Here is a 21,317-nt window from a genome sequence, read left to right as displayed (position 1 = left end):
CCGAACCCGGAAGCTAAGCCTGTCTGCGCCGATGGTACTGCACTCGTCAGGGTGTGGGAGAGTAGGACGCCGCCGAACACCCGTTTGCGAAGGGGGACCCATTAGTGGGTCCCCCTTCGTTGTTTTCATGAAAGGATTTTCCTGTGTCCGACAGCAAGGGCGAACGTAGGTCCTTCCGAAGCGGAGGATCCACTCCGTGGTCGGGCCGGAGCGGCGACGACCGCCGACGAGACGATGAGCGCGGAGAGGAACGGAAAGACGACCGCCGACCGTCCTACGGCGGAGAAGGTCGGCCTGCTCGTGGCCGCGACGACAACCGTGAGCGCGACGGCCGTCGCGGAGACGACCACCGAGGTGGGGAACGCCGGGGTGGCGATTCTCGCAGCGCTCGTCCCCACAGCGACCGTCCGCGCCAGGACCGCTCCGGTGCCGAACGCGGCGGTGGGGACCGCCGACGCGACGACCGGGGACGGCAGGGGTCCGGCTTCGGGCGCAGTGACGACCGGCGCGGCGACCGCCCCGGGTACTCCGGACGCCCGAACCGGTCTTCCGATGACCGTCGCTCCTCCGACGAACGACGTCCTCGTGACGACAACCGCGGAGGCTACGGTGCGGAGCGCCGCGGTGCCGGGGACGATCGTCGCAGCAGTGGTGGAAGCGATCGCCGTGGAAGCGGCCAGGATCGCCACAGCAGCGGGGGAGCACCCCGTCGACGAGGTGGCGAAGGAGGATTCGATCCCAAGGGTCGCGATGGAGTCCGGCCGCAACGTCGGGAGGCGCGTCCGGACGAACCCGACCTGCCGGACGACGTGGAGGCCTCGGAACTCGATCCGACCATCCGCCGCGACCTGCTGAGCCTGGACAAGGCGAACGCGAACGCCGTAGCCCGACACCTGGTCATGGCGGGGCGTCTGATCGACGACGACCCGCGGACCGCTCTGGCCCATGCGCGTGCCGCCCGACAGCGTGCCGGTCGTATCGCGGTCGTGCGTGAAGCAGCCGGCATCACGGCGTACCACGCTGGGGAGTGGGCCGAGGCCCTGTCCGAGTTGCGGGCTGCACGCCGGATGTCCGGGGGAACCGGTCTGCTGGCCGTCATGGCCGACTGCGAGCGCGGTCTCGGCCGCCCCGAGAAGGCCGTCGAACTCGGCCGCGGTGAGGATGCCCGCAAGCTGACCGGTGACGAGGCGTCGGAGTTGCGCATCGTCGTCGCGGGTGCGCGGATGGATCTCGGTCAGATCGATCAGGCCGTGGTGACCCTGCAGACACCCGATCTCGATCCGGAACGGACCGGCACCGCCGCTGCACGCTTGTTCTACGCCTATGCAGATGCGCTGGTAGCGGCCGGTCGTACCGATGAAGGCCTGCAATGGTTCCTGCATTCGGCGGCAGCCGATCTCGAGGGCGTCACCGACGCGGAGGATCGGGTGGACGAGCTCACCGGAGACAACCTGTGAGTTCGCAGACGTTGCGCTCCCGGTACGACGTGTTGCTGCTCGATCTGGACGGCACCGTCTATCGGGGTGCGGAGGCGGTTCCCGGAGCGCGTGAAGCCCTCGGTGGTGGCGATCGCATGTTGTACGTGACGAACAACGCCAGCCGACGTCCGGTCGAGGTCGCGGAGCATCTACAGGAACTCGGGTTCGTCGCCACCGTCGATTCGGTGGTGACGAGCTCGCAGTCTGCTGCTCGGCTCTTGGCCGAACGGATCCCCACCGGATCGAAGGTTCTGGTGGTCGGTACGGACGCGCTTGCGGAAGAGATCGCCGCGGTGTCGCTCGAACCTGTCCGGACCGCGGATGCGAAGCCGGTCGCGGTCGTTCAGGGACATTCTCCCGACACCGGGTGGCGCATCCTCGCCGAGGCGACGCTCGTCATCCGGGGGGGAGCCTTGTGGGTGGCGACCAACGTCGACTCCACGCTCCCGACCGAGCGTGGCCTCGTTCTCGGCAACGGCTCGATGGTCGCGTCTCTGGAATCGGCCACCGGGCGTACGCCGATCGTCGCAGGCAAACCCGCGGCACCCCTGCTCGAGGATGCGATCCGCAGGTCCTCGGCGGATCGCCCACTTGTGATAGGTGACCGGCTCGACACCGACATCGAGGGTGCAAACGCTGTAGGCGCCGACTCACTGCTGGTCCTGACCGGCGTGAGCACGATCGAGGATCTGCTGCGCGCACCCTCCCACCAGCGTCCCACCTACGTCGCTTCGTCCCTGGAATGCCTGGACACGGCAGCAGCGGAGTTGCGAGTGGAGCGCGGAGAGGGCTGGTCCATCGCGGTCGACGGCGACGATCTGCACCTCGCGTCCACTGCACCCGGAGACGACGCTGTGGGTGCGGGGGAGGAATCCATGGCGGCGCTGCGGGGCGTTCTCGACATCGCGTGGGCGCACCCGGGTTTCGGCACCATCGTGGGTCTGGACGAGGTCGCCCGGCGCATCGTCGCCCAATGGGTCCCGGCGTCCTGACACAGGTCGTGCGATGTGTCCGTCGTACCGATCATGGACTAGCGTGGTCGGCGATGAGCACGTCGATTCCACGACCAGGAGAACACCTTCCCGGCGCCGCACCCGGTGCCGACCCCGATGCTGTGCACGTCGAGGTCGACCGCTTGCTTGCGCGTGTGCAAGAGGAGGGCGCCGTCGGCGATCCGGCTGCTGCGATCGGCCGGCAGGCGGAGCTGCTCGAGCAGGCGCACGACGTGCTGGTCCAGGCACTGTCGACAGTGGACAAGATCTGACATGGCGCGTCGAGCACGGGTGGATGCCGAGTTGGTACGTCGAGGTTTGGCGCGCTCCCGCGAACACGCGAGTGAACTGATCGCCGCGGGTCGGGTGCTTATCTCCGGAACCGTGGCGACGAAACCGGCGACCGCAGTGGAGGCGAACACCCCGCTGATCGTCAACGACGTAGCCGATGAGGTGTCGTGGGCCTCGCGAGGAGCGCACAAGCTGATCGGTGCGCTCGAGGCGTTCACGTCGTCCGGCCTGCTGATCTCGGGCCGACGCTGCCTCGACGCGGGTGCGTCGACCGGTGGATTCACCGATGTGCTGCTCCACGAAGGCGCCTCGGAGGTCGTCGCGGTCGACGTCGGATACGGTCAGCTCGTGTGGCGGCTGCAGTCCGACGACCGTGTCCATGTGATCGATCGAACAAATGTGCGTAGGATCGACGCCGAGACGATCGGGGGACCGGTCGACGTCGTCGTCGCGGATCTGTCGTTCATCTCGCTGCGCTTGGTGCTACCGGCATTCGTCCGGTGCGCGAAGCCGGGTGCCGACCTACTTCCGATGGTCAAACCACAGTTCGAAGTGGGGAAGGAGCGTGTCGGCAGCGGCGGGGTCGTGCGCGACCGGGCGCTGCGGACAGAAGCGGTGCTGGATGTGGCGCGTGACGCCCAGAAACTCGGACTCCGCACGTTGGGGGCAGTCGCCAGCCCGCTACCCGGTCCGTCGGGGAACGTCGAGTACTTCCTGTGGCTTCGGGCGGAAGAGCCGGACACGGGAGAGCTCGACACGAGCGTGGTCGAACTCGTCGAACAAGCGGTGCAGGAAGGACCTCAGTGACAACAGGGTCGGGCGAATCGGCGCCCGGGACTCAGAGCCGCGAGGTTCTGCTCGTGTCGCACTCGGGCAGAGAGGAGATCGCCGCAACCGCACAGCGGGTCGCGAAACTCTTCGGCGATGCCGGGATCGTTCTGCGTGTCCTCGAGGACGAAGCGATCAGCACCGGAGCGGTGGAAGTTCCCGGCGGCATGATCCGGATCGTCGAATCGGGTCCCGATGCGGCTGCCGGATGCGAGATGGTCATCGTTCTCGGTGGCGACGGTAGCTTCCTGCGTGCAGCCGAGCTTGCACAGCACGCGTCTGTGCCGGTGCTCGGCATCAATCTGGGCCGGATCGGCTTCCTCGCCGAGGCTGAGGCGGACCATCTCGAAGAGGCCCTCCATCAGGTGGTGCGACAGCAGTATTCGGTCGAGAACCGGATGACACTCGATGTGACGATCCGGGTGGACGATGTGATCGTCGACCGCGGGTGGGCACTCAACGAGGCAAGTCTCGAGAATCAATCGCGCCTCGGCGTTCTCGAAGTGGTTCTCGAAGTGGATGGACGTCCGGTCTCGTCCTTCGGCGGTGACGGGGTGCTCATCGCCACCCCGACCGGGTCGACGGCCTACGCATTCTCCGCGGGTGGCCCGATCGTGTGGCCGGAACTCGAAGCGTTGCTTGTGATCCCGAGCAACGCCCACGCATTGTTCGCGCGTCCGCTCGTGACCAGCCCGAAATCGATCATTGCGGTGGAGACCCTTGCGGGAAGCCATGCCGGGCTGGTGTTCTGCGATGGGCGCCGCACGCTCGAACTCCCGGCCGGAGGCCGCGTCGAGGTCGTGCGTGGGAAGCATCCCGTTCGATGGGTGCGGCTCGATTCGGCACCGTTCGCAGACCGGATGGTGCGCAAGTTCGAACTTCCGGTGAAGGGCTGGCGGGGAAGGAAACTCTAGGTGCTCGCAGAGATCCGGATCGACAACCTCGGTGTGATCACCGAGGCAAGTGCCCGGTTCGACGGAGGCTTGACGGTGCTGACCGGAGAGACCGGTGCCGGCAAGACCATGGTCGTGACCAGCCTGCACCTGCTGTCCGGTGTGCGTGCCGACTCGGCACGGGTGCGGGTCGGAGCGTCGCGCGCTGTCGTCGAAGGTCGCTTCAGCGTGGCCGCAGGCAACAGTCATGTCGAGAAAGAAGTGGCGCGACTGCTCGAATCGGCAGGGGCACAGCGCGACGACGACGGCAGCATCATCGCGGTGCGCACCGTCAACAGCGACGGAGGGTCCCGAGCGCACCTCGGGGGCCGCAGCATTCCGGTCGGGTTGCTTGCCGAGTTCACCGATCCGCTCCTGACGGTGCACGGACAGAACGATCAGCTTCGGCTGCTTCGTCCCGACCAGCAGCGTGCTGCCCTCGACCGATTCGGCGGCAAGACGATCACGGCGCTGCGAGAGCGTTACCGTACACATCGGCGGCGGTGGCTCGATGCCCGCGCCGAACTCCTCGACCGCACGAACCGGGCACGCGAATTGGCCCAGGAAGCGGACCGGCTGCAGTTCGGGCTCGACGAGATCGACGCGGTCGCTCCTGAGCGAGGCGAGGACGCACAGATCGTCGCCGACGTCCTACGCCTGTCGGATCTCGACTCACTGCGTGAGGCGGCCGCGGCTGCACACGGCGTCCTGGCCGGATACGACAGTGCCGACGCCGCAGAGGCCGCGTCGGCACTGGACCTGCTCGGTGAAGCCCGGTCCCGTGTCGACGGCTGCGACGATCCGGCGTTGCGCGAACTCGGTCCGCGGTTGGCAGAGGCCATCACGGTCATCACCGATGTGACCGCGGACCTGTCCGGCTATCTGGGCGATCTTCCGTCCGACCAGGGCGCGCTCGAATCGCTGCTGACCCGTCAGGCCGAACTGAAGACGCTCACCCGCAAGTACGCAGCCGACATCGACGGGGTGCTCGACTGGGCGGACGATGCGCGCGAACGACTGTCGCGACTCGACGTGTCGTCCGAGGCGCTCGAGAAACTCGCAGGGGAAGTGGACAGCGAAGCCGCAGCGACCGCCGACGCGGCGGGTGCGCTGACGACGGCGCGACGCAAGGCGGCCACCAAGCTCGCGAAGGCAGTGAGCAAGGAACTTGCCGGGCTCGCGATGGGTCGTGCCGTCCTCGATGTGCACGTCCGTGACCGCGAGGCCGGTACGGGCGATTCCGCTCCTCTTCCCGTGGGCGACCGTATGTTGCACGCGGGGGAGTCGGGCGTCGACGACGTCGAGTTCCGTCTCGCCGCGCATGCCGGTGCGCCGGCCCTGCCCATCGCACGCAGCGCGTCGGGTGGTGAGATGTCGCGGGTCATGCTGGCACTCGAAGTGGTTCTCGCCGCCTCCGAGCGCGGCGCCACCATGGTGTTCGACGAAGTGGATGCAGGTGTCGGTGGCCGTGCCGCGGTGGAGATCGGCCGCCGTCTGGCCAGGCTCTCACGTACGCACCAGGTCATCGTGGTCACGCACCTGCCGCAGGTCGCCGCCTTCGCCGACACTCATCTGGTGGTCGACAAGGTCGACGACGCGGAGGGCGTGGTGAGCAGCGGGGTGCGCACCTTGACCGACACGGAGCGCGTCACCGAACTGGCGCGGATGCTCGCCGGGCTCGACGACACGGAGACCGGCCGGGCGCACGCGGAGGAGTTGCTTGCCATGGCGCACGCCGAGCGGGAGAGCTGACCAGGGCCGCGATCGTCGCGGTGTGACGCAGGGTGAAACCCCGCGTTGCCCGGCGCGCCTCCACAATCGCATCGCACCTCAGGAGCATCATTCTCACCATGAAGATGCCGGCGCTGCTGTCCCGCAACAATGAAACGCTGCCCGGAGTGAGCGGTATCGCCCGGGTCGACAAGAACACCGCGAAACTGGTACGTCGGGTCGGCCCCGGCGACATCGTCATCCTCGACGCAGTCGACCTCGATCGGGTCACCGCCGACGCTCTGGTCGAAGCGGGGGTCTCCGCTGTCGTCAACGCATCGGCGTCGATCTCGGGTCGATACCCGAACCTCGGCCCGGAAGTCCTCGTCGCCAACGACATCGTCCTGATCGACAGTGTGGGGTCGGACCTGTTCAAGAAGGTCAAGGACGGCGCCAAGATCCGGCTGCACGAGGGCGGGATCTACGCCGGAGACCGTCTGCTCGTCGAAGGCGAGGAACAGACCGAAGCCGAGATCTCCGATCGTATGATCGAGGCGAAGACCGGACTGGTGGATCACCTCGAGGCGTTCTCGGGCAACACCATCGAATTCATCCGGTCGGAGAGCCCGCTGCTCATCGACGGGGTGGGTATCCCCGAGATCGACCTCGACCTGCAGGACCGGCACGTCGTGGTGGTCACCGGCGGACCCGACCATGTGCAGGATCTGAAGAACCTGCGGCCGTTCATCAAGGAGTATTCACCGATCCTGGTGGGCGTGGACTCCGGGGCGGATGCCCTGACCAAGGCCGGCTATCGACCCGACCTGATCATCGGCGATCCGGACGGTATCGGTACCGCCACCCTCCAGTCCGGCGCGGAGGTGGTTCTGCCCGCAGACCCGGACGGGCACGCTCCGGGACTGGAACGCATCCAGGATCTCGGGATCGGTGCGATGACATTCCCCGCGGCCGGCACGTCCACCGACCTCGCGCTCCTCCTCGTCGACCATCACGGCGCGGCATTGGTCGTCACCGTGGGCAGCACGGTCTCCCTCGACGAGTTCTTCGATCAGGGTCGCCGCGACACCAACCCGTCGGCGGTCATGACGCGACTGAAGGTCGGTCCGAAACTGGTCGATTCGAAGGCTGTCGCCACCTTGTATCGCAGTAGGGTCTCCGGTGGTGTGATCGCGCTGCTCGTCTTCGCGGCACTGATCGCTGTCATCGCCGCGTTGGTCGTGTCCAATCTCGGTAGCGACGTCGTCGACTGGCTCACCACCTGGTCGGCCGATTCCGTCGAGTGGGTTCGGGGTCAGTTCGAGTGATTTCGATGCGCCAGCACGCGGTCTCCCTGATCGCGGTGTTCTTGGCACTCGGTCTCGGCGTCGTTCTCGGCTCGGGGTTGTTGTCGAACAGCCTCGTGGCCGGTCTGCGCGACGACAAAGATGACATGGGCCGGGAACTTCAGTCCGAACACGACCGAGCCAACCGACTCGACTCGGAGCTGCGTGCCACCGACGACTACGACGCCACTGTCGCGCCGCGTGTGGTCCGCGACGAGCTCGTCGATCGGACGGTTCTCGTGGTGACGACCCCCGATACCGACCCTGCCGATCTCGACGCGGTGATGCGTACTGTGACCTCCGCGGGCGGCATCGTCAGCGGGCGACTGTCGTTGACGGAATCGTTCCTCGGCGCCGCCGGAGCCGACATGCTCCGCACCACGGTCACCAATATCATTCCCGCCGGTGTGCAACTGCAGACCGGCGCCGTCGACCCGGGCAGCCTCGCGGGCGACCTGCTGGGTGCGGTCCTGCTCGTCGATCCCGAGACCGGTGTGCCTCGCAGCACCCCGGAGGAACGCGAACTCGCCTTGTCCGCGCTGCGCAGTGGCGGATTCATCTCCTACGACGGAACTGTCGAGCCTGCCCAGTCCGCCCTGGTGCTCACGGGAAGCGGTGTCGAGGACGTCGACGGGGGCAACCGCGGGGCACTCATCGCCCGTTTCGCGGCGGCCGTCGATGCTCGTGGCGCGGGTGCCGTGCTCGCCGGCCGACCAGAATCGGCCGTCGGCAACGGTCCCCTCGCTGTGGTCCGCGCCGATGCGGCACTGTCCGCGGGACTCTCCACCGTCGACAATCTGGATCGCGAAGCGGGACGGAGCACCACGGTGCTGGCCCTGCGCGAACAGTTCGAGGGCGGCGCCGGCCGGTACGGAACAGGGCCGGGTGCAGCCGCGGTCACCGTGGGATCCACCGCACGGTGACCGTGTGCGGATTCGTTACGCGCTGTGACGTCCACGGCATCGGGGCTTCACAATCGCGAGCCGGGTACGCCCTGGCCGCCTTAGGTGTTACCGTGAAGTTCCGTGGGTCGGCAGGCCCCAGCTGTATCGTCTGAAGTCCAAAAGTCCTGCACCTGACGTCACGGGAGCTTCGTTGCCACAGTCACGCCAATCGCGTACCCCTACCAAGCACATCTTCGTCAGTGGGGGCGTCGCATCCTCGCTGGGCAAGGGACTCACCGCGTCGAGTCTCGGCGCACTGCTCACCGCGCGTGGCATGCGCGTGACCATGCAGAAACTCGACCCGTATCTCAACGTGGATCCCGGCACCATGAATCCGTTCCAGCACGGTGAGGTGTTCGTCACAGAGGACGGAGCCGAGACCGACCTCGATGTGGGGCACTACGAGCGTTTCCTCGACCGCAACCTCAACGCCGACGCGAACGTCACCACCGGTCAGGTGTACTCGACCGTCATCGCGAAGGAACGTCGCGGCGAATACCTCGGCGACACCGTCCAGGTGATCCCGCACATCACCGACGAGATCAAGCGTCGCATCCTGGCGATGTCTGCACCCGACACCGAGGGACACACGCCCGATGTCGTGATCACCGAGATCGGTGGCACGGTCGGTGACATCGAATCCCAGCCGTTCCTCGAGGCGGCCCGGCAGGTCCGCCACGAAGTGGGCCGTGACAACTGCTTCTTCCTGCACGTGTCGCTGGTGCCGTATCTCGGCCCGTCCGGTGAGCTGAAGACCAAACCCACCCAGCACTCGGTGGCCGCGTTGCGCAACATCGGCATCCAGCCCGATGCGCTCGTGCTGCGGTGCGACCGCGACGTGCCCGCCTCCCTCAAGGCGAAGATCTCGCTGATGTGCGACGTCGACGTCGCCGGCTGCATCTCGTGCCCCGACGCACCGAGCATCTACGACATCCCCAAGGTGCTGCACAGTGAAGGCCTCGACGCCTATGTCGTGCGTCAGCTCGGGCTCCCCTTCCGTGACGTCGACTGGACGGTGTGGGGCGACCTGCTCGACCGTGTCCACAAGCCGCGCGAAACCGTCGAAGTAGCGCTCGTCGGGAAGTACATAGACCTGCCCGACGCGTACCTGTCGGTCACAGAAGCACTGCGTGCGGGCGGATTCGCCCACCGCGCGAAGGTCAAGATCCGCTGGGTCGCCTCCGATGAATGTGAAACCGAGGTCGGTGCACAGGCACACCTCGGCGACGTCGACGCGGTGCTCATTCCGGGTGGCTTCGGCATCCGCGGTATCGAGGGCAAACTCGGGGCGATCAGGTTCGCGCGGTCTCGAAAGATCCCGCTCCTCGGACTGTGCCTCGGTCTGCAGTGCGTCGTCATCGAAGCGGCCCGCTCGGTCGGTATCGCCGATGCATCCTCCACCGAGTTCGACCCGGACACCACCGCGCCCGTGATCTCCACGATGGCCGATCAGGAACAGGCCGTTGCCGGTGAAGCCGATCTCGGCGGCACCATGCGTCTCGGTGCCTACCCCGCTGTGCTGGCCAAGGGATCCATCATCGCGAAGGCATACGGCAGCGACGAGGTTTCCGAACGTCACCGTCACCGCTTCGAGGTCAACAACGCGTATCGCGATCGGATCGCGAAGTCCGGGCTGGTGTTCTCCGGCACCTCACCGGACGGGCGACTCGTCGAATTCGTCGAGTACCCGGCAGACATCCATCCGTTCTTCGTTGCGACTCAGGCTCATCCGGAACTCAAGAGCCGCCCGACCCGCCCGCACCCGCTGTTCGCCGGGTTGGTTTCCGCGGCACTGAAGTACAAGGCGGCCGAACGCCTCCCGGTCGATGTGCACGGCGATGACGGCAAGCGCAACGTCGCCGAGGCCGAGGCCGTGGCGTCCGCGTCCAGCGTCGACGCGGACTAGAGCATGGCGCAGCGACACGAGTTCCGGACCCTGTCCACGCAGCGCATCTATACCGGTGCCATCGTGTCGCTGCGCGTCGACGAGGTGTCGATGCCGGACGGACATCGCGCCCACCGCGAGGTTGTCGAACACTTCGGTGCGGTAGCGGTCGTCGCCATCGACGAGCGCGACAGGGTGGTTCTGATCGATCAGTACCGACATCCGCTCGGCCGGCGATTGTGGGAGTTGCCCGCCGGCCTCCTCGACGAGGCCGGCGAGTCGCCGCTCGACGCCGCGAGACGTGAACTTGCGGAGGAGACCGGGCTCGCGGCGCAGCATTGGGAGACGCTTGTCGACGTTGCCCTCTCGCCCGGATTCACAGACGAAGCGGTGCGGATCTTCGTGGCCCGCGGCCTGTCAGAGGTGGACCGGCCGGAGCCCGAACACGAGGAAGCCGACCTCGAGATCGACCGGGTTCCACTCGCCGAGGCAGTGTCGATGGCATTGCGCGGTGAGATCGTCAACGCCACAGCCGTGTCGGGCATACTCGCATCGGCCGCCGCGAATGCCTCGGGGGTCGAATTGCGCTCCGCCGACGTGCCGTGGCCCGATCGGCCCAGCGCGTTCTCCCGCACCCGCGCGGGGGAGTGACCTCGGTGCTGGCGGGACAACTCGACACGTATCTCGACCATCTGACAGTCGAACGCGGTGCCGCGGCGAACACCCTGGTTTCCTACCGACGCGATCTGGACCGCTACCTGGACTATCTCACGGACTGCGGGATCAGCGATCTCGCGGAGGTCCGTGAGGAGCACGTCGCCGAGTTCGTGGCGGTGTTGCGTCGCGGCGATCCGGACCGGGACCGTCCGGCGCTCGCAGCCAGTTCGGTCGCGCGTGCCCTGATCGCGGTACGTGGACTACACCGCTTCGCGGCTGCCGAGGGCCGGACCCCGAGCGACGTGGCGCGTGCTGTCAAACCCCCCACCGCGGGGCGACGTCTCCCGAAGTCGCTCACCGTGGATCAGGTGACGGCGATTCTCGACGCGGTAGGCGGTGAGGCGGATGGTCCTCGTGGCCTCCGGGACCGGGCTCTGTTGGAAGTGCTCTACTCGACCGGTGCCCGCATCTCCGAGGCGGTGGGGCTCGACGTCGACGACGTGGACACCGACACCCGGGCGGTGCTCCTGCGCGGCAAGGGTGGCAAACAACGTCTCGTGCCCGTCGGACGTCCCGCACTCGCAGCGCTCGACGCATATCTCGTGCGGGGCCGGCCCGTCCTCGCCTCCGGGCACACCGCGGCGTTGTTCCTCAACGCACGCGGCGGACGATTGTCGCGGCAGAGTGCGTGGCAGGTGCTGCAGACCGCCGCCGAGCGCGCCGAGATCACCACCGGTGTTTCACCGCACACACTCCGGCATTCGTTCGCGACGCACTTGCTCGACGGTGGTGCCGACGTCCGGGTGGTGCAGGAGTTACTCGGGCATGCTTCTGTGACGACGACGCAGATCTACACACTGGTCACCGTGAGTGCGTTACGGGAGGTCTGGGCCGGCGCGCATCCCCGCGCGCGCTGATCGGGGCGCCCCGGAAATGCGTGTCCGCCCCCGCAACACGGCATCCAGGCGGTAGCGTTCATGAAGCAGGGACGCGGTAGCGTTCCGGATACGGAACGGCAACCGTTCGACAACTCGACGGCAACGATTACGCTCGCTCGACGCACAGTAGGACGCAGAACAGGGGGAGCACCGCTCGTGGGCACACCTCGGCCATCTGCCACAGACAGCGCACATCTGAACATTGCACACGCGGCAACGCAGGACTGGCCGGCGCCGGTCCGTTCCGTGGCCGATTACCGGCCGTCGGCCGAGCCGCGATCACCAGGGGACGACGGACCCGCGGACGACACGACAGTGGACACCACCGAGGCGGCGCCGGTCGGAGATGCCCCGGCGGCGCCGGTCGGAAGGACCGAGGCAGCTCCGAACGACAACACGGGTCTCGGTCCCACTGGCCGCCCACGCCGGCACATTCCCGAACCACCGGTACTGGCGTCGCACGGCCCAGCCAAGATCATCGCGATGTGCAACCAGAAGGGTGGAGTGGGTAAGACCACCTCCACCATCAACCTGGGTGCTGCTCTCGCCGAATGCGGACGTCGCGTGCTGCTCGTCGATCTCGACCCCCAGGGTGCCCTGTCGGCCGGACTCGGTGTCGCCCATCATGATCTCGAGCTGACTGTCCACAATCTGCTGGTCGAACCCCGGGCAGACACCGACGACGTGCTGATCGACACGCACATCGAGAACCTCGATCTGCTGCCCAGCAACATCGACCTGTCCGCCGCCGAGATCCAGCTCGTCTCCGAGGTCGGGCGCGAACAGGCGCTGGGTCGTGCCCTGTATCCGGTTCTCGAGCGCTACGACTACATCCTCGTCGACTGCCAGCCGTCACTCGGCCTACTCACCGTCAATGCTCTGGCCTGCGCCGACTCGGTGCTCATCCCGATGGAATGCGAATTCTTCAGCCTCCGCGGGCTGGCGTTGCTCAACGACACCGTCGCCAAGGTCAGGGATCGGCTCAATCCGCGCCTCGCCGTCGCCGGGATTCTCGTGACCATGTTCGACTCGCGCACGCTGCACGGCCGTGAAGTGATGTCCCGAGTGGTCGAGGTCTTCGGAGACCTCGTCTACGACAGCGTCATCTCCCGCACCGTCAAGTTCCCCGAGACCAGCGTCGCCGGCGAACCGATCATCACTTGGGCGCCGAAATCCGGTGGCGCCGAGTCGTACCGGACGCTCGCCCGCGAAGTGATCCACCGGGCCGGCCACTGATCCGTGTCTGCTCCTACCCGGGACACCAGCGCGGCGGACTCCGCTGCTGCTGTCGTCGATACCGTCGCTGTCGCCGATCAGGCCACTGACCGGACTCCGGAACCCGAGGGCGCCACCGGCGGATTCCGGGTCCGGCTCCGCAACTTCGAGGGTCCGTTCGATCTGCTCCTCACTCTGATCTCGCAGCGTCGCCTCGACGTCACCGAAGTCGCGTTGCACGAGGTCACCGACGAATTCATCGCCTACACGCGGCAACTCGGTCCTGTACTCGGACTCGACCAGACCACTGAATTCCTTGTCGTGGCCGCGACACTGCTCGACCTCAAAGCGGCCCGTTTGCTGCCTTCCGGGAATGTGGACGACCCCGAGGATCTCGCGCTGCTCGAGGCCCGCGACCTTCTCTTCGCGCGGTTGCTGCAGTACCGGGCTTACAAACAGATCGCCGAACAGTTCGCCGAACTCGAAAACGCTGCACTCCGCCGCTACCCGCGCGCGGTGTCGCTCGAAGAATGCTTCGAAAATCTCGTGCCGGAGGTTGTCCTCGGCGTCGACGCACAGCGCTTCGCCGAGATCGCCGCTGCAGCGTTCCGACCCAAACCGATCCCCACCGTCGGGTTGGACCACCTGCACGTCGCGACGGTGTCGGTGCCCGAGCAGGCCGCGCACATCCTCGCCCTGCTGAAGGACAACGGCGCCGGGCAATGGGTCGGCTTCGACGTCCTCACCGCCGACTGCGAGCACGGACTACTGGTGGTCGCGCGGTTCCTCGCACTGCTCGAGCTCTATCGCGAACGCGCCGTCACCTTCGAACAACCCGACCCGCTCGGACCACTCGAGGTGGCCTGGACCGGAGAGAACGACGAGAACGCCATCGACTTCGAGGAGGATTACGGGTGAGCGCCGACACTCCCGGCCCCACACCGCCCGCGCAGGAACAGCCCGACCCTCCTGGCGACGAGCGGGCCTGGGACGGTGAACTGCTCGACATGGCCGACGACGAGCTCACCGCGGCACTCGAAGCGGTGCTCCTGGTGGTCGACACACCCGCCTCCGCCGACCAGCTCGCCGCCGCGATCGGTGTCACCGCCGACCGAGCCGATCGTGCCCTTCACACACTCGCGGCCGATCTGGATGCGCGTGGTTCCGGTATCGATCTGCGCTACGCGGGCGACGGCTGGCGGTTCTACACCCGCCGCGACTACGCCCCCTACGTCGAGAAGCTCCTTCAGGGTGGGGCGCGCACCAAGCTCACCCGTGCGGCGTTGGAAACACTCGCGGTCGTCGCTTACCGGCAACCGGTGACCCGGAGCCGCGTCAGCGCGGTCCGTGGCGTCAACGTCGACGGGGTGATGCGCACGTTGCTCGCCCGTGATCTCATCGCCGAATCCGGCACCGATCCCGAGACCGGCGGCACTCTCTATACCACCACCGAGTTGTTCCTCGAACGCCTCGGCCTCGCATCGTTGAGCGATCTGCCGCCCGTCGGCCCCCTGTTGCCCGATGTAGATGTGATCGATGACATCAGCGACAGCCTCGAAGCGGACCCGAGGTTTGAGAGAATAGGAAAGAACGCGCGCGCCGAGACACTCTCACCCGCGGAGTTCGATCCAGAGAACTGACAGGAAAAAAGTGAAAAAGCCCGCTCGCCGTGATGGCACACCGGACCATAAACGAACCGCCCGCCCCGTGAAGGGCAAGGGCACCGGCAGATCCTCCTCGGCCCGCCGGTCGGACCCCCGCGCACAGGATGCTCCGAACTCCACCGCAGGGAATGCAGCTGCAGGTAAGAAGCCTCATCGAGGTCAGGGAAGCGCCCCGCTGAACAAGCGAGGCAGGCCCGCCGCACCGAAGCCTCAGGCCCGCCGGACCTCGGCGACACCGACCATCAGCAACGCGAAGCCCGCCCGACACCAGCACAGCATCGCCGAACCGGCGAAGCTGCCCTCCGGTGAGGGCGTGCGCCTGCAGAAGGTCCTCGCCCAGGCGGGTGTGGCCTCGCGACGTGCCGCCGAAGAGATGATCGACCGCGGCCGCATCGAGGTCGACGGGGTCATCGTGCGGGAGCAGGGACTGCGTGTCGACCCCGAGAATGCCGTGATCCGCGTCGACGGTGTCCGCGTGGTCGTCAAGAAAGACCTCGTCCATCTCGTGCTCAACAAGCCTCGCGGATGGCAGTCCACCATGTCCGACGATCTGGGCCGCCCCTGCGTCGGCGACATAGTCTCCGAGCGGGTCGCCGCGGGACAGCGCCTGTTCCATGTCGGTCGACTCGACGCCGACACCGAAGGGCTGCTGCTGCTCACCAACGACGGTGAACTCGCGCATCGGCTCATGCACCCGTCCTTCGAGGTCAACAAGACCTACCTCGCCACCGTCAAGGGCGTTCTCCCGCGCGGCGTCGGCAAACAGCTCAAGGCAGGTGTCGAACTCGAGGACGGCCCGGCCAAGGTCGACAAGTTCGCGCTGCTCGAGGTGAATGAAGGTCAGTCCCTCGTGCGGCTGGATCTGCACGAGGGTCGCAAGCACATCGTGCGCCGGCTGCTCGACTTCGTCGGTCATCCTGTGATCCGTCTGGTGCGTACCAACATCGGTCCTGTCGCGCTCGGTGACCAGCGCCCCGGAACCCTCCGTGTCCTCGGGCGCAACGAGGTCGGCGGTCTCTACCAGGCGGTGGGACTGTGACCGGCACTTCGGGAGGCGGATTGATCGTCGCGATGGACGGTCCGTCGGGCACCGGCAAATCCAGCGTCTCCAAGCGCCTCGCGCGGCATCTCGGTGCCGCATACCTCGACACCGGAGCCATGTACCGGATCGCAACGCTGTATGCGCTGCGCCGCCGCACCGATCTGGCCGACCCAGCCGCGATCGCCGCAACCGTCGCCGATCTACCCTGGTCGATCGGCACAGACCCCGAGGTCGAGGACATCCGGCTCGACGGACAGGACGTGCGCGACGAGATCCGCGGCGCCGAGGTGACCGCAGCGGTTTCCGCCGTCTCCGCAGTCCCGGAGGTGCGCGAACTGCTCGTGGCGGCGCAACAGCGCCTCGGCCGCAAAGCGCACCGGGTCGTCGTCGAGGGACGCGACATCGGCACCGCAGTGTTCCCGGATGCGGATGTGAAGATCTTCCTCACCGCATCCGCGGAAGCACGCGCACAGCGACGCAACACACAGAACATCGCGGAAGGCCGCGGCGACGACTACGACGCGGTACTTGCGTCGGTGCAGCGCCGCGACCATCTCGACTCCACGCGCACAGTGTCGCCTCTGCGCGCCGCGGACGACGCCGTCGTCGTGGACACCAGCGACATGAACATCGACGAGGTGACTGCGGCGCTGACCGCCGTGGTCACCGAGCAGACGGGAGCGACGCTGTGAGCGACGACGTCACAACGGAGTACATCAACGACGGTGCCGACGGCACGTGGTCGGAGGAATCGGACTGGGATCTCGACTTCGAGACAGGGGCAGACCTCGAAGAGTTCGTTCCCATCCCGACAGTCGCGGTGGTGGGCCGCCCCAACGTCGGCAAGTCAACCCTGGTCAACCGCATCATCGGTCGGCGCGAGGCCGTCGTCGAGGACATTCCCGGCGTCACCCGCGACCGTGTGTCCTACGAGGCGAACTGGAACGGCCGACGCTTCATGGTCCAGGACACCGGTGGCTGGGAACCCGATGCCAAGGGGATGCAGCAGTCGGTGGCGCGTCAGGCCGAGGTCGCCATGCGCACCGCCGACGCGATCCTCGTGGTCGTCGACGCCACTGTCGGCGCGACCTCCGTCGACGAAGCAGTCGCCAAGGTCCTGCGCCGGTCGAAGACACCGGTACTGCTCGTCGCGAACAAGGTCGACGACGACCGCGTCGAAGCCGAAGCGGCCGCGTTGTGGTCGCTCGGGCTCGGCCAGCCCTATTCGGTGTCCGCCACGCACGGTCGTGGCACCGGTGATCTGCTCGACGATCTACTCGAGAAGATGCCGCCCACGCCGCGCGAGGGCACAGGTGGGGGAGGGCCCCGCCGTGTTGCACTGGTGGGCAAGCCGAACGTCGGCAAGTCCAGCCTGATCAACAAGCTTTCGGGCGACGAGCGGTCGGTGGTACACGACGTCGCGGGCACCACCGTCGACCCCGTGGACTCGGTCGTCGAACTCGGCGGCAAGCCGTGGCGCTTCGTCGACACCGCCGGCCTGCGCAAGCGGGTCAGCCACGCATCGGGCGCCGAGTTCTATGCCTCGTTGCGCACCCGGGCTGCGATCGACGCCGCGGAGGTGGCGGTGCTGCTCATCGATGCGTCTGTGCCGATCACCGAGCAGGATCAGAGAGTGATCTCGATGATCGTCGAATCCGGTCGCGCACTCGTGATCGCGTTCAACAAGTGGGATCTCGTCGACGAGGACCGACGTCACGAGCTGGGCCGTGAGATAGAGCGAGATCTGCTGCGCGTGCCGTGGGCGGCGCGGGTCAACATCTCCGCCAAGACCGGCCGCGCCGTACAGAGGCTCGTGCCGGCCATGGACACCGCACTCGAGTCGTGGGACAAGCGCATCTCCACGGGCCGACTCAACACCTGGCTCAAGGAAGTGGTGGCTGCAACACCGCCGCCGATGCGGGGTGGACGTCTGCCCCGTGTGATGTTCGCGACCCAGGCGGCTACACGTCCTCCGACGTTCGTGTTGTTCACCACCGGCTTCCTCGAAGCCGGCTACCGCCGCTTCCTCGAGCGGAAGCTGCGTGAGGAGTTCAACTTCGACGGCAGCCCCGTCCGTGTCTCCGTGCGAGTGCGGGAGAAGCGCGACCGCCGCAAGTAGACCCGAATCCCCGGAAATGGCACTGACCAGCCGATTCGCCTTTCGGTCCGTACCTGTTGTAATCTCAACGAGCGCTCGACGAGAGCGTGGACGGGCTGTGGCGCAGCTTGGTAGCGCACTTGACTGGGGGTCAAGTGGTCGCAGGTTCAAATCCTGTCAGCCCGACCGAAAGGCCCCGGTGAGATCTGATCTCACCGGGGCCTTTTCGTGTTTCGCGTGGCATCGAGTCGGGGGTTACGAACTGCAACGTACATAACCACGTGGTACGGCTCCATTGTGGTGGAGTCCGATCGCTATCTTCCTTCCAGCAAAGATGTGTTCGGGGTGTGGCAGGCGAAAACCACACCTGACCCTTTCCGACCGGACGTACGTGTGTGAGCACTGCGGCCTGACGATCGATCGTGATCGTAATGCCGCGATCAACCTTGCCCGCCTCGGCGGGACCGGTACCGAGAGTAGCCCGGCCGCCACCGATTCGGGTGGAGACGGACGTGGAGCCACGCAGAAGACCCGATCCGCGGCAGCGGGGAAGGCAGCAGGCGAGGAAGCGTCAACCCGGCACGACAACACTGTCGGTCAGACCGGGACTGCCTCACCGGAAGGTGAGGCTGCCTGATGGCGAAGCAAACCGAGCGTGCTCACGTTTGCTCACCAGTAGGCAACGGTATAGGACAGTGTCGAATCCGGGTTGGGCGCGGATTGCCGGACGCGATCAAGAACCTGTACGACGCCGCGACCGCCGCGGTCGGACAGGACCACTCGTGAGGTTGCGAGCGCCGGCAACCGGGACAGCACCACGGATGCCGGTGCGCTACCGACGTGCGGCGAATGTGCCGTCCGTGCGGCGGCGGACCGACCCAGGAGACACGCCTGTGATCCTCTTGAATGCCTTCGAGAACGCCGCTTCGGACTCGTAACCCGACCTCGATGCGAGTTCACCGACTGTCGCGCCGTCCTGCAACGCGACGGTCGCCGACTCCATCCGCCATCGACCGACGTACCGCATCGCGGGTTCGCCGACCAACTCGGTGAACCGCGCCGCGAACGCCGACCGCGACATCGCCGCTTCCCGCGCAAGAGACTCGACCGTCCACGGCCGTTCGGGGGCGCGGTGAACCGCGGCGAGCGCACGGCCCACCTGTGGGTCCTGCAGAGCGCCGATCCATCCACGCCGGGCCGCCGGCGCGGAATCGATCCAACTTCGGATTGCCATGATCACAAGAATGTCCGCCAACCGCGTGAGTACCGCCTCGCCACCGGCCTGCACGTGCTGCGCTTCTTCGGCCATCAACGACAACACCTGCGTCGGCGCGCTGCGCCTCGCCGACCCGGTCGTGTCCATCCGCAGGACGGGAGGCAGCAACGCCACCAGACGTCGCGCGGTCGGATGATCGAACTCGACGACCCCGCACACCAGAGTGGACTGTTCACCACCTCCGCCGCAGCGCAGAACCGAGTAGTGGTCGCCGATCATGGTCTGAGGGAGTAGATCCACGCGCCCCGTACACCCCGTGCTGGGGATGCTCGGATCGCTGCGCATCAGGTGTCCCGCCCCGTGCGGCACGATGACGAAATCCCCGGGCAGGAGCTGTGCCGACGCCGAATCGGGGACCTCGAGCCACATTTCGCCCGAGACGACAAGGTGGAAGCTCACGCTGTCGGCCACCGGCGGCATCTCCAGCGCCCACGGCGCGGTCAATTCCGACCGGCAGTAGAAGCCGCCGCGCATGCGCAGCAGGTGAAGGGCCTCCGCGAGGGGATCGACCGGTGTCCACGGATAGAGCACGTTGTCGGTCTCCCGAACCCTCTCGATCGTCATGTGTCCACCCTCACCGCTGGGTGTTCATTCGTCCAGCCCCGCGGGACGAATGAACGTGAGGGTCGGACGGAGAGTCATAGAACGTCCTGAGGAACGTTCATACGGTGGACACATCATCCGGACAATCCCAGGAGAACGTCATGAAAGTACTCGTCGTCGGCGCAACGGGCGGCTCCGGCCGCGCAGCCGTCACCGCACTCCTCGACCGCGGCCACGACGTCACCGTCATGGTCCGCACACCCGACGCTCAGCACACATTCGGCAATCGAATCCCGGGCGTGATCGGGGACGCCACCCGTCTCGATGACGTCGACCGCGCCGTCCGCGGCCAGGACGCCGTCATCGTCACCCTCGGCATCACCGAGAACCCCGTCCGTGTACGGCTGCGGGGCCCGGCGCGTACTGCACTCGACGTGCGGTCCACCGGGACCCGCAACATCATCGACGCGATGCAACGTCACGGCGTGCGGCGCCTGATCGTCCAGACCACCTACGGAGTGGGTGACACCGACGGCCGGCTGCCGTTGCGTTACAAGCTCATGTTCTCGCTGCTTCTCGGACCACAGGTCGCCGACACCGTGATCCAGGACCGCTTCGTGCACGAGAGCGGTCTCGACTGGACCCTCGTGCAACCGGTCAACCTGACCGACTCGACCGACGGCGGAGACGCGTTCACCTCGACCAGCGGCGAGCTCGCGGGCTGGCAGGTTGCCCGCAGCAAGGTCGGTCGGGTCCTTGCTTCCGCCGTCGACGACGAGGAGAACGTGAGGAGAACGGTGTCGGTGTCCTGAGCCGGGATCCGTCGAAAGGCTCCGCGAGTGAGCGTGACGGGACACGATGAGAAACGGCAATGCACGATGAGAAACGGCAATGCACAGAGTCCATCTGTGTAGTGCCGACTCATCTATCCTCCGACAGATCAGGAGCTCGCGGTGACCACTCGACTCAATCCGTACATCAGCTTTCGTGACAACGCGCGTGACGCGATGGAGTTCTACAAGACCGTCTTCGGCGGTGAACTCGAGATCAGCACCTTCGGGGAGGGGCAACCTACCGGCGACGCCGCGGTGGACAGCAAGGTCATGCATGCGATGCTCACCACGGACAGCGGTTTCGTGCTCATGGCCTCGGACACGCCTCCCGGAATGGACAACACCCCCGGAACCAATTTCACCATCTCGCTGAGCGGCGACGATGAGGCCGAACTCCGCGGCTACTGGGACGGACTCGTCGACGAAGGCACCATCACCATGCCGCTCGAGAAGGCGCCCTGGGGTGACAGCTTCGGAGCGTGCACCGACAAGTTCGGTGTTCCATGGATGGTCAATATCAGCGTCGGCTAATGGGAGGTATCAAGCCTGGCCGATCCGGCAGACTTGATACCTGGTAGCCGCTGGTGGATGAGCACTCTCGTCGGCTGGACCCCGACCGAGTCCTGAGATCAGACCGTGCCTCCACCG

Annotated in this window: 21 protein-coding genes, 1 tRNA gene and 1 rRNA gene; 22 read left to right on the top strand and 1 reads right to left on the bottom strand. The window is 66.7% G+C overall.

Annotation, left to right across the window (positions count from 1 at the left end):
• From rrf to Q7514_RS32500, 20 genes are all read left to right on the top strand, one after another.
• Window positions 1-78: ribosomal RNA gene (gene rrf / locus Q7514_RS33355) — 5S ribosomal RNA — on the top strand; the annotation flags it as partial.
• Between the two features lie 65 nt (window positions 79-143).
• Window positions 144-1,457, top strand: a complete 1,314-nt coding sequence (locus Q7514_RS33285; RefSeq protein ID WP_408016223.1) for a hypothetical protein — start codon at window positions 144-146, stop codon at window positions 1,455-1,457.
• Window positions 1,454-2,470, top strand: coding sequence for an HAD-IIA family hydrolase (locus Q7514_RS32585; RefSeq protein ID WP_330137305.1), 1,017 nt, complete (start codon window positions 1,454-1,456; stop codon window positions 2,468-2,470). The genes Q7514_RS33285 and Q7514_RS32585 overlap by 4 nt, the downstream gene beginning before the upstream one ends.
• 53 nt (window positions 2,471-2,523) lie before the next feature.
• Entirely contained in the window at window positions 2,524-2,742 is a 219-nt protein-coding gene (locus Q7514_RS32580) for a hypothetical protein (protein ID WP_330137304.1), read from the top strand.
• Between the two features lies 1 nt (window position 2,743).
• The gene (locus Q7514_RS32575) at window positions 2,744-3,568 is read left to right on the top strand and encodes a TlyA family RNA methyltransferase (RefSeq protein WP_330137303.1); all 825 of its coding nucleotides are present in this window, start codon (window positions 2,744-2,746) and stop codon (window positions 3,566-3,568) included.
• Window positions 3,565-4,503: an NAD kinase gene (locus Q7514_RS32570; protein ID WP_330137302.1), complete on the top strand. Its 939-nt coding sequence runs from the start codon at window positions 3,565-3,567 to the stop codon at window positions 4,501-4,503. The genes Q7514_RS32575 and Q7514_RS32570 overlap by 4 nt, the downstream gene beginning before the upstream one ends.
• Window positions 4,504-6,273: a DNA repair protein RecN gene (gene recN / locus Q7514_RS32565; protein ID WP_330137301.1), complete on the top strand. Its 1,770-nt coding sequence runs from the start codon at window positions 4,504-4,506 to the stop codon at window positions 6,271-6,273.
• A 98-nt stretch (window positions 6,274-6,371) separates the two neighbouring features.
• Complete coding sequence (steA, locus tag Q7514_RS32560; RefSeq protein ID WP_330137300.1) at window positions 6,372-7,556, top strand: putative cytokinetic ring protein SteA; 1,185 nt, start codon at window positions 6,372-6,374, stop codon at window positions 7,554-7,556.
• Complete coding sequence (locus Q7514_RS32555) at window positions 7,553-8,497, top strand: copper transporter (RefSeq protein WP_330137299.1); 945 nt, start codon at window positions 7,553-7,555, stop codon at window positions 8,495-8,497. The genes steA and Q7514_RS32555 overlap by 4 nt, the downstream gene beginning before the upstream one ends.
• 172 nt (window positions 8,498-8,669) lie before the next feature.
• The gene (locus tag Q7514_RS32550) at window positions 8,670-10,424 is read left to right on the top strand and encodes a CTP synthase (RefSeq protein WP_330137298.1); all 1,755 of its coding nucleotides are present in this window, start codon (window positions 8,670-8,672) and stop codon (window positions 10,422-10,424) included.
• Window positions 10,425-10,427: 3 nt separating this feature from the next.
• Entirely contained in the window at window positions 10,428-11,054 is a 627-nt protein-coding gene (locus Q7514_RS32545; RefSeq protein ID WP_330137297.1) for an NUDIX hydrolase, read from the top strand.
• 5 nt (window positions 11,055-11,059) lie between these two features.
• On the top strand, window positions 11,060-11,977 hold the full coding sequence (xerD, locus tag Q7514_RS32540; protein WP_330137296.1) for a site-specific tyrosine recombinase XerD: 918 nt from the start codon (window positions 11,060-11,062) through the stop codon (window positions 11,975-11,977).
• Window positions 11,978-12,313: 336 nt separating this feature from the next.
• Window positions 12,314-13,234, top strand: a complete 921-nt coding sequence (locus Q7514_RS32535; RefSeq protein WP_330137295.1) for a ParA family protein — start codon at window positions 12,314-12,316, stop codon at window positions 13,232-13,234.
• 3 nt (window positions 13,235-13,237) lie between these two features.
• Entirely contained in the window at window positions 13,238-14,131 is an 894-nt protein-coding gene (locus Q7514_RS32530) for a segregation and condensation protein A (RefSeq protein WP_330137294.1), read from the top strand.
• Between the two features lie 89 nt (window positions 14,132-14,220).
• Window positions 14,221-14,853: an SMC-Scp complex subunit ScpB gene (gene scpB, locus Q7514_RS32525; RefSeq protein WP_330137307.1), complete on the top strand. Its 633-nt coding sequence runs from the start codon at window positions 14,221-14,223 to the stop codon at window positions 14,851-14,853.
• Window positions 14,854-14,863: 10 nt separating this feature from the next.
• Window positions 14,864-15,916, top strand: a complete 1,053-nt coding sequence (locus tag Q7514_RS32520) for a pseudouridine synthase (RefSeq protein WP_330137293.1) — start codon at window positions 14,864-14,866, stop codon at window positions 15,914-15,916.
• Window positions 15,917-15,948: 32 nt separating this feature from the next.
• Complete coding sequence (cmk, locus tag Q7514_RS32515; protein ID WP_330137306.1) at window positions 15,949-16,611, top strand: (d)CMP kinase; 663 nt, start codon at window positions 15,949-15,951, stop codon at window positions 16,609-16,611.
• The gene (gene der, locus Q7514_RS32510) at window positions 16,608-18,038 is read left to right on the top strand and encodes a ribosome biogenesis GTPase Der (protein WP_330137292.1); all 1,431 of its coding nucleotides are present in this window, start codon (window positions 16,608-16,610) and stop codon (window positions 18,036-18,038) included. Before cmk ends, der begins: the two co-directional genes overlap by 4 nt.
• A gap of 91 nt (window positions 18,039-18,129) precedes the next feature.
• Window positions 18,130-18,203 (top strand) — tRNA-Pro (locus Q7514_RS32505).
• 148 nt (window positions 18,204-18,351) lie between these two features.
• Window positions 18,352-18,654, top strand: coding sequence for a zinc ribbon domain-containing protein (locus Q7514_RS32500; protein ID WP_330137291.1), 303 nt, complete (start codon window positions 18,352-18,354; stop codon window positions 18,652-18,654).
• A 195-nt stretch (window positions 18,655-18,849) separates the two neighbouring features.
• Here the strand turns inward: Q7514_RS32500 and Q7514_RS32495 are convergent, their stop codons facing one another.
• A complete protein-coding gene (locus Q7514_RS32495) occupies window positions 18,850-19,857 on the bottom strand; it encodes an AraC family transcriptional regulator (protein WP_330137290.1) in 1,008 nt (335 codons plus the stop codon).
• Window positions 19,858-19,997: 140 nt separating this feature from the next.
• Between Q7514_RS32495 and Q7514_RS32490 the strand changes: the two genes are divergently transcribed.
• Together Q7514_RS32490 and Q7514_RS32485 are read left to right on the top strand one after the other, a co-directional pair.
• Window positions 19,998-20,648 carry an NAD(P)-dependent oxidoreductase gene (locus Q7514_RS32490; protein ID WP_330137289.1) on the top strand — a complete coding sequence of 217 codons (651 nt, stop codon included), beginning with the start codon at window positions 19,998-20,000 and terminating at the stop codon, window positions 20,646-20,648.
• 141 nt (window positions 20,649-20,789) lie between these two features.
• Entirely contained in the window at window positions 20,790-21,200 is a 411-nt protein-coding gene (locus Q7514_RS32485) for a VOC family protein (protein WP_330137288.1), read from the top strand.
• Window positions 21,201-21,317: the final 117 nt, after the last annotated feature.

Source organism: Rhodococcus artemisiae (assembly GCF_036327795.1).
Lineage (GTDB): Bacteria > Actinomycetota > Actinomycetes > Mycobacteriales > Mycobacteriaceae > Rhodococcus > Rhodococcus artemisiae.
Note: the sequence above shows the minus strand (reverse complement) of the source record. Positions and strands in the feature narration are given on the sequence as shown.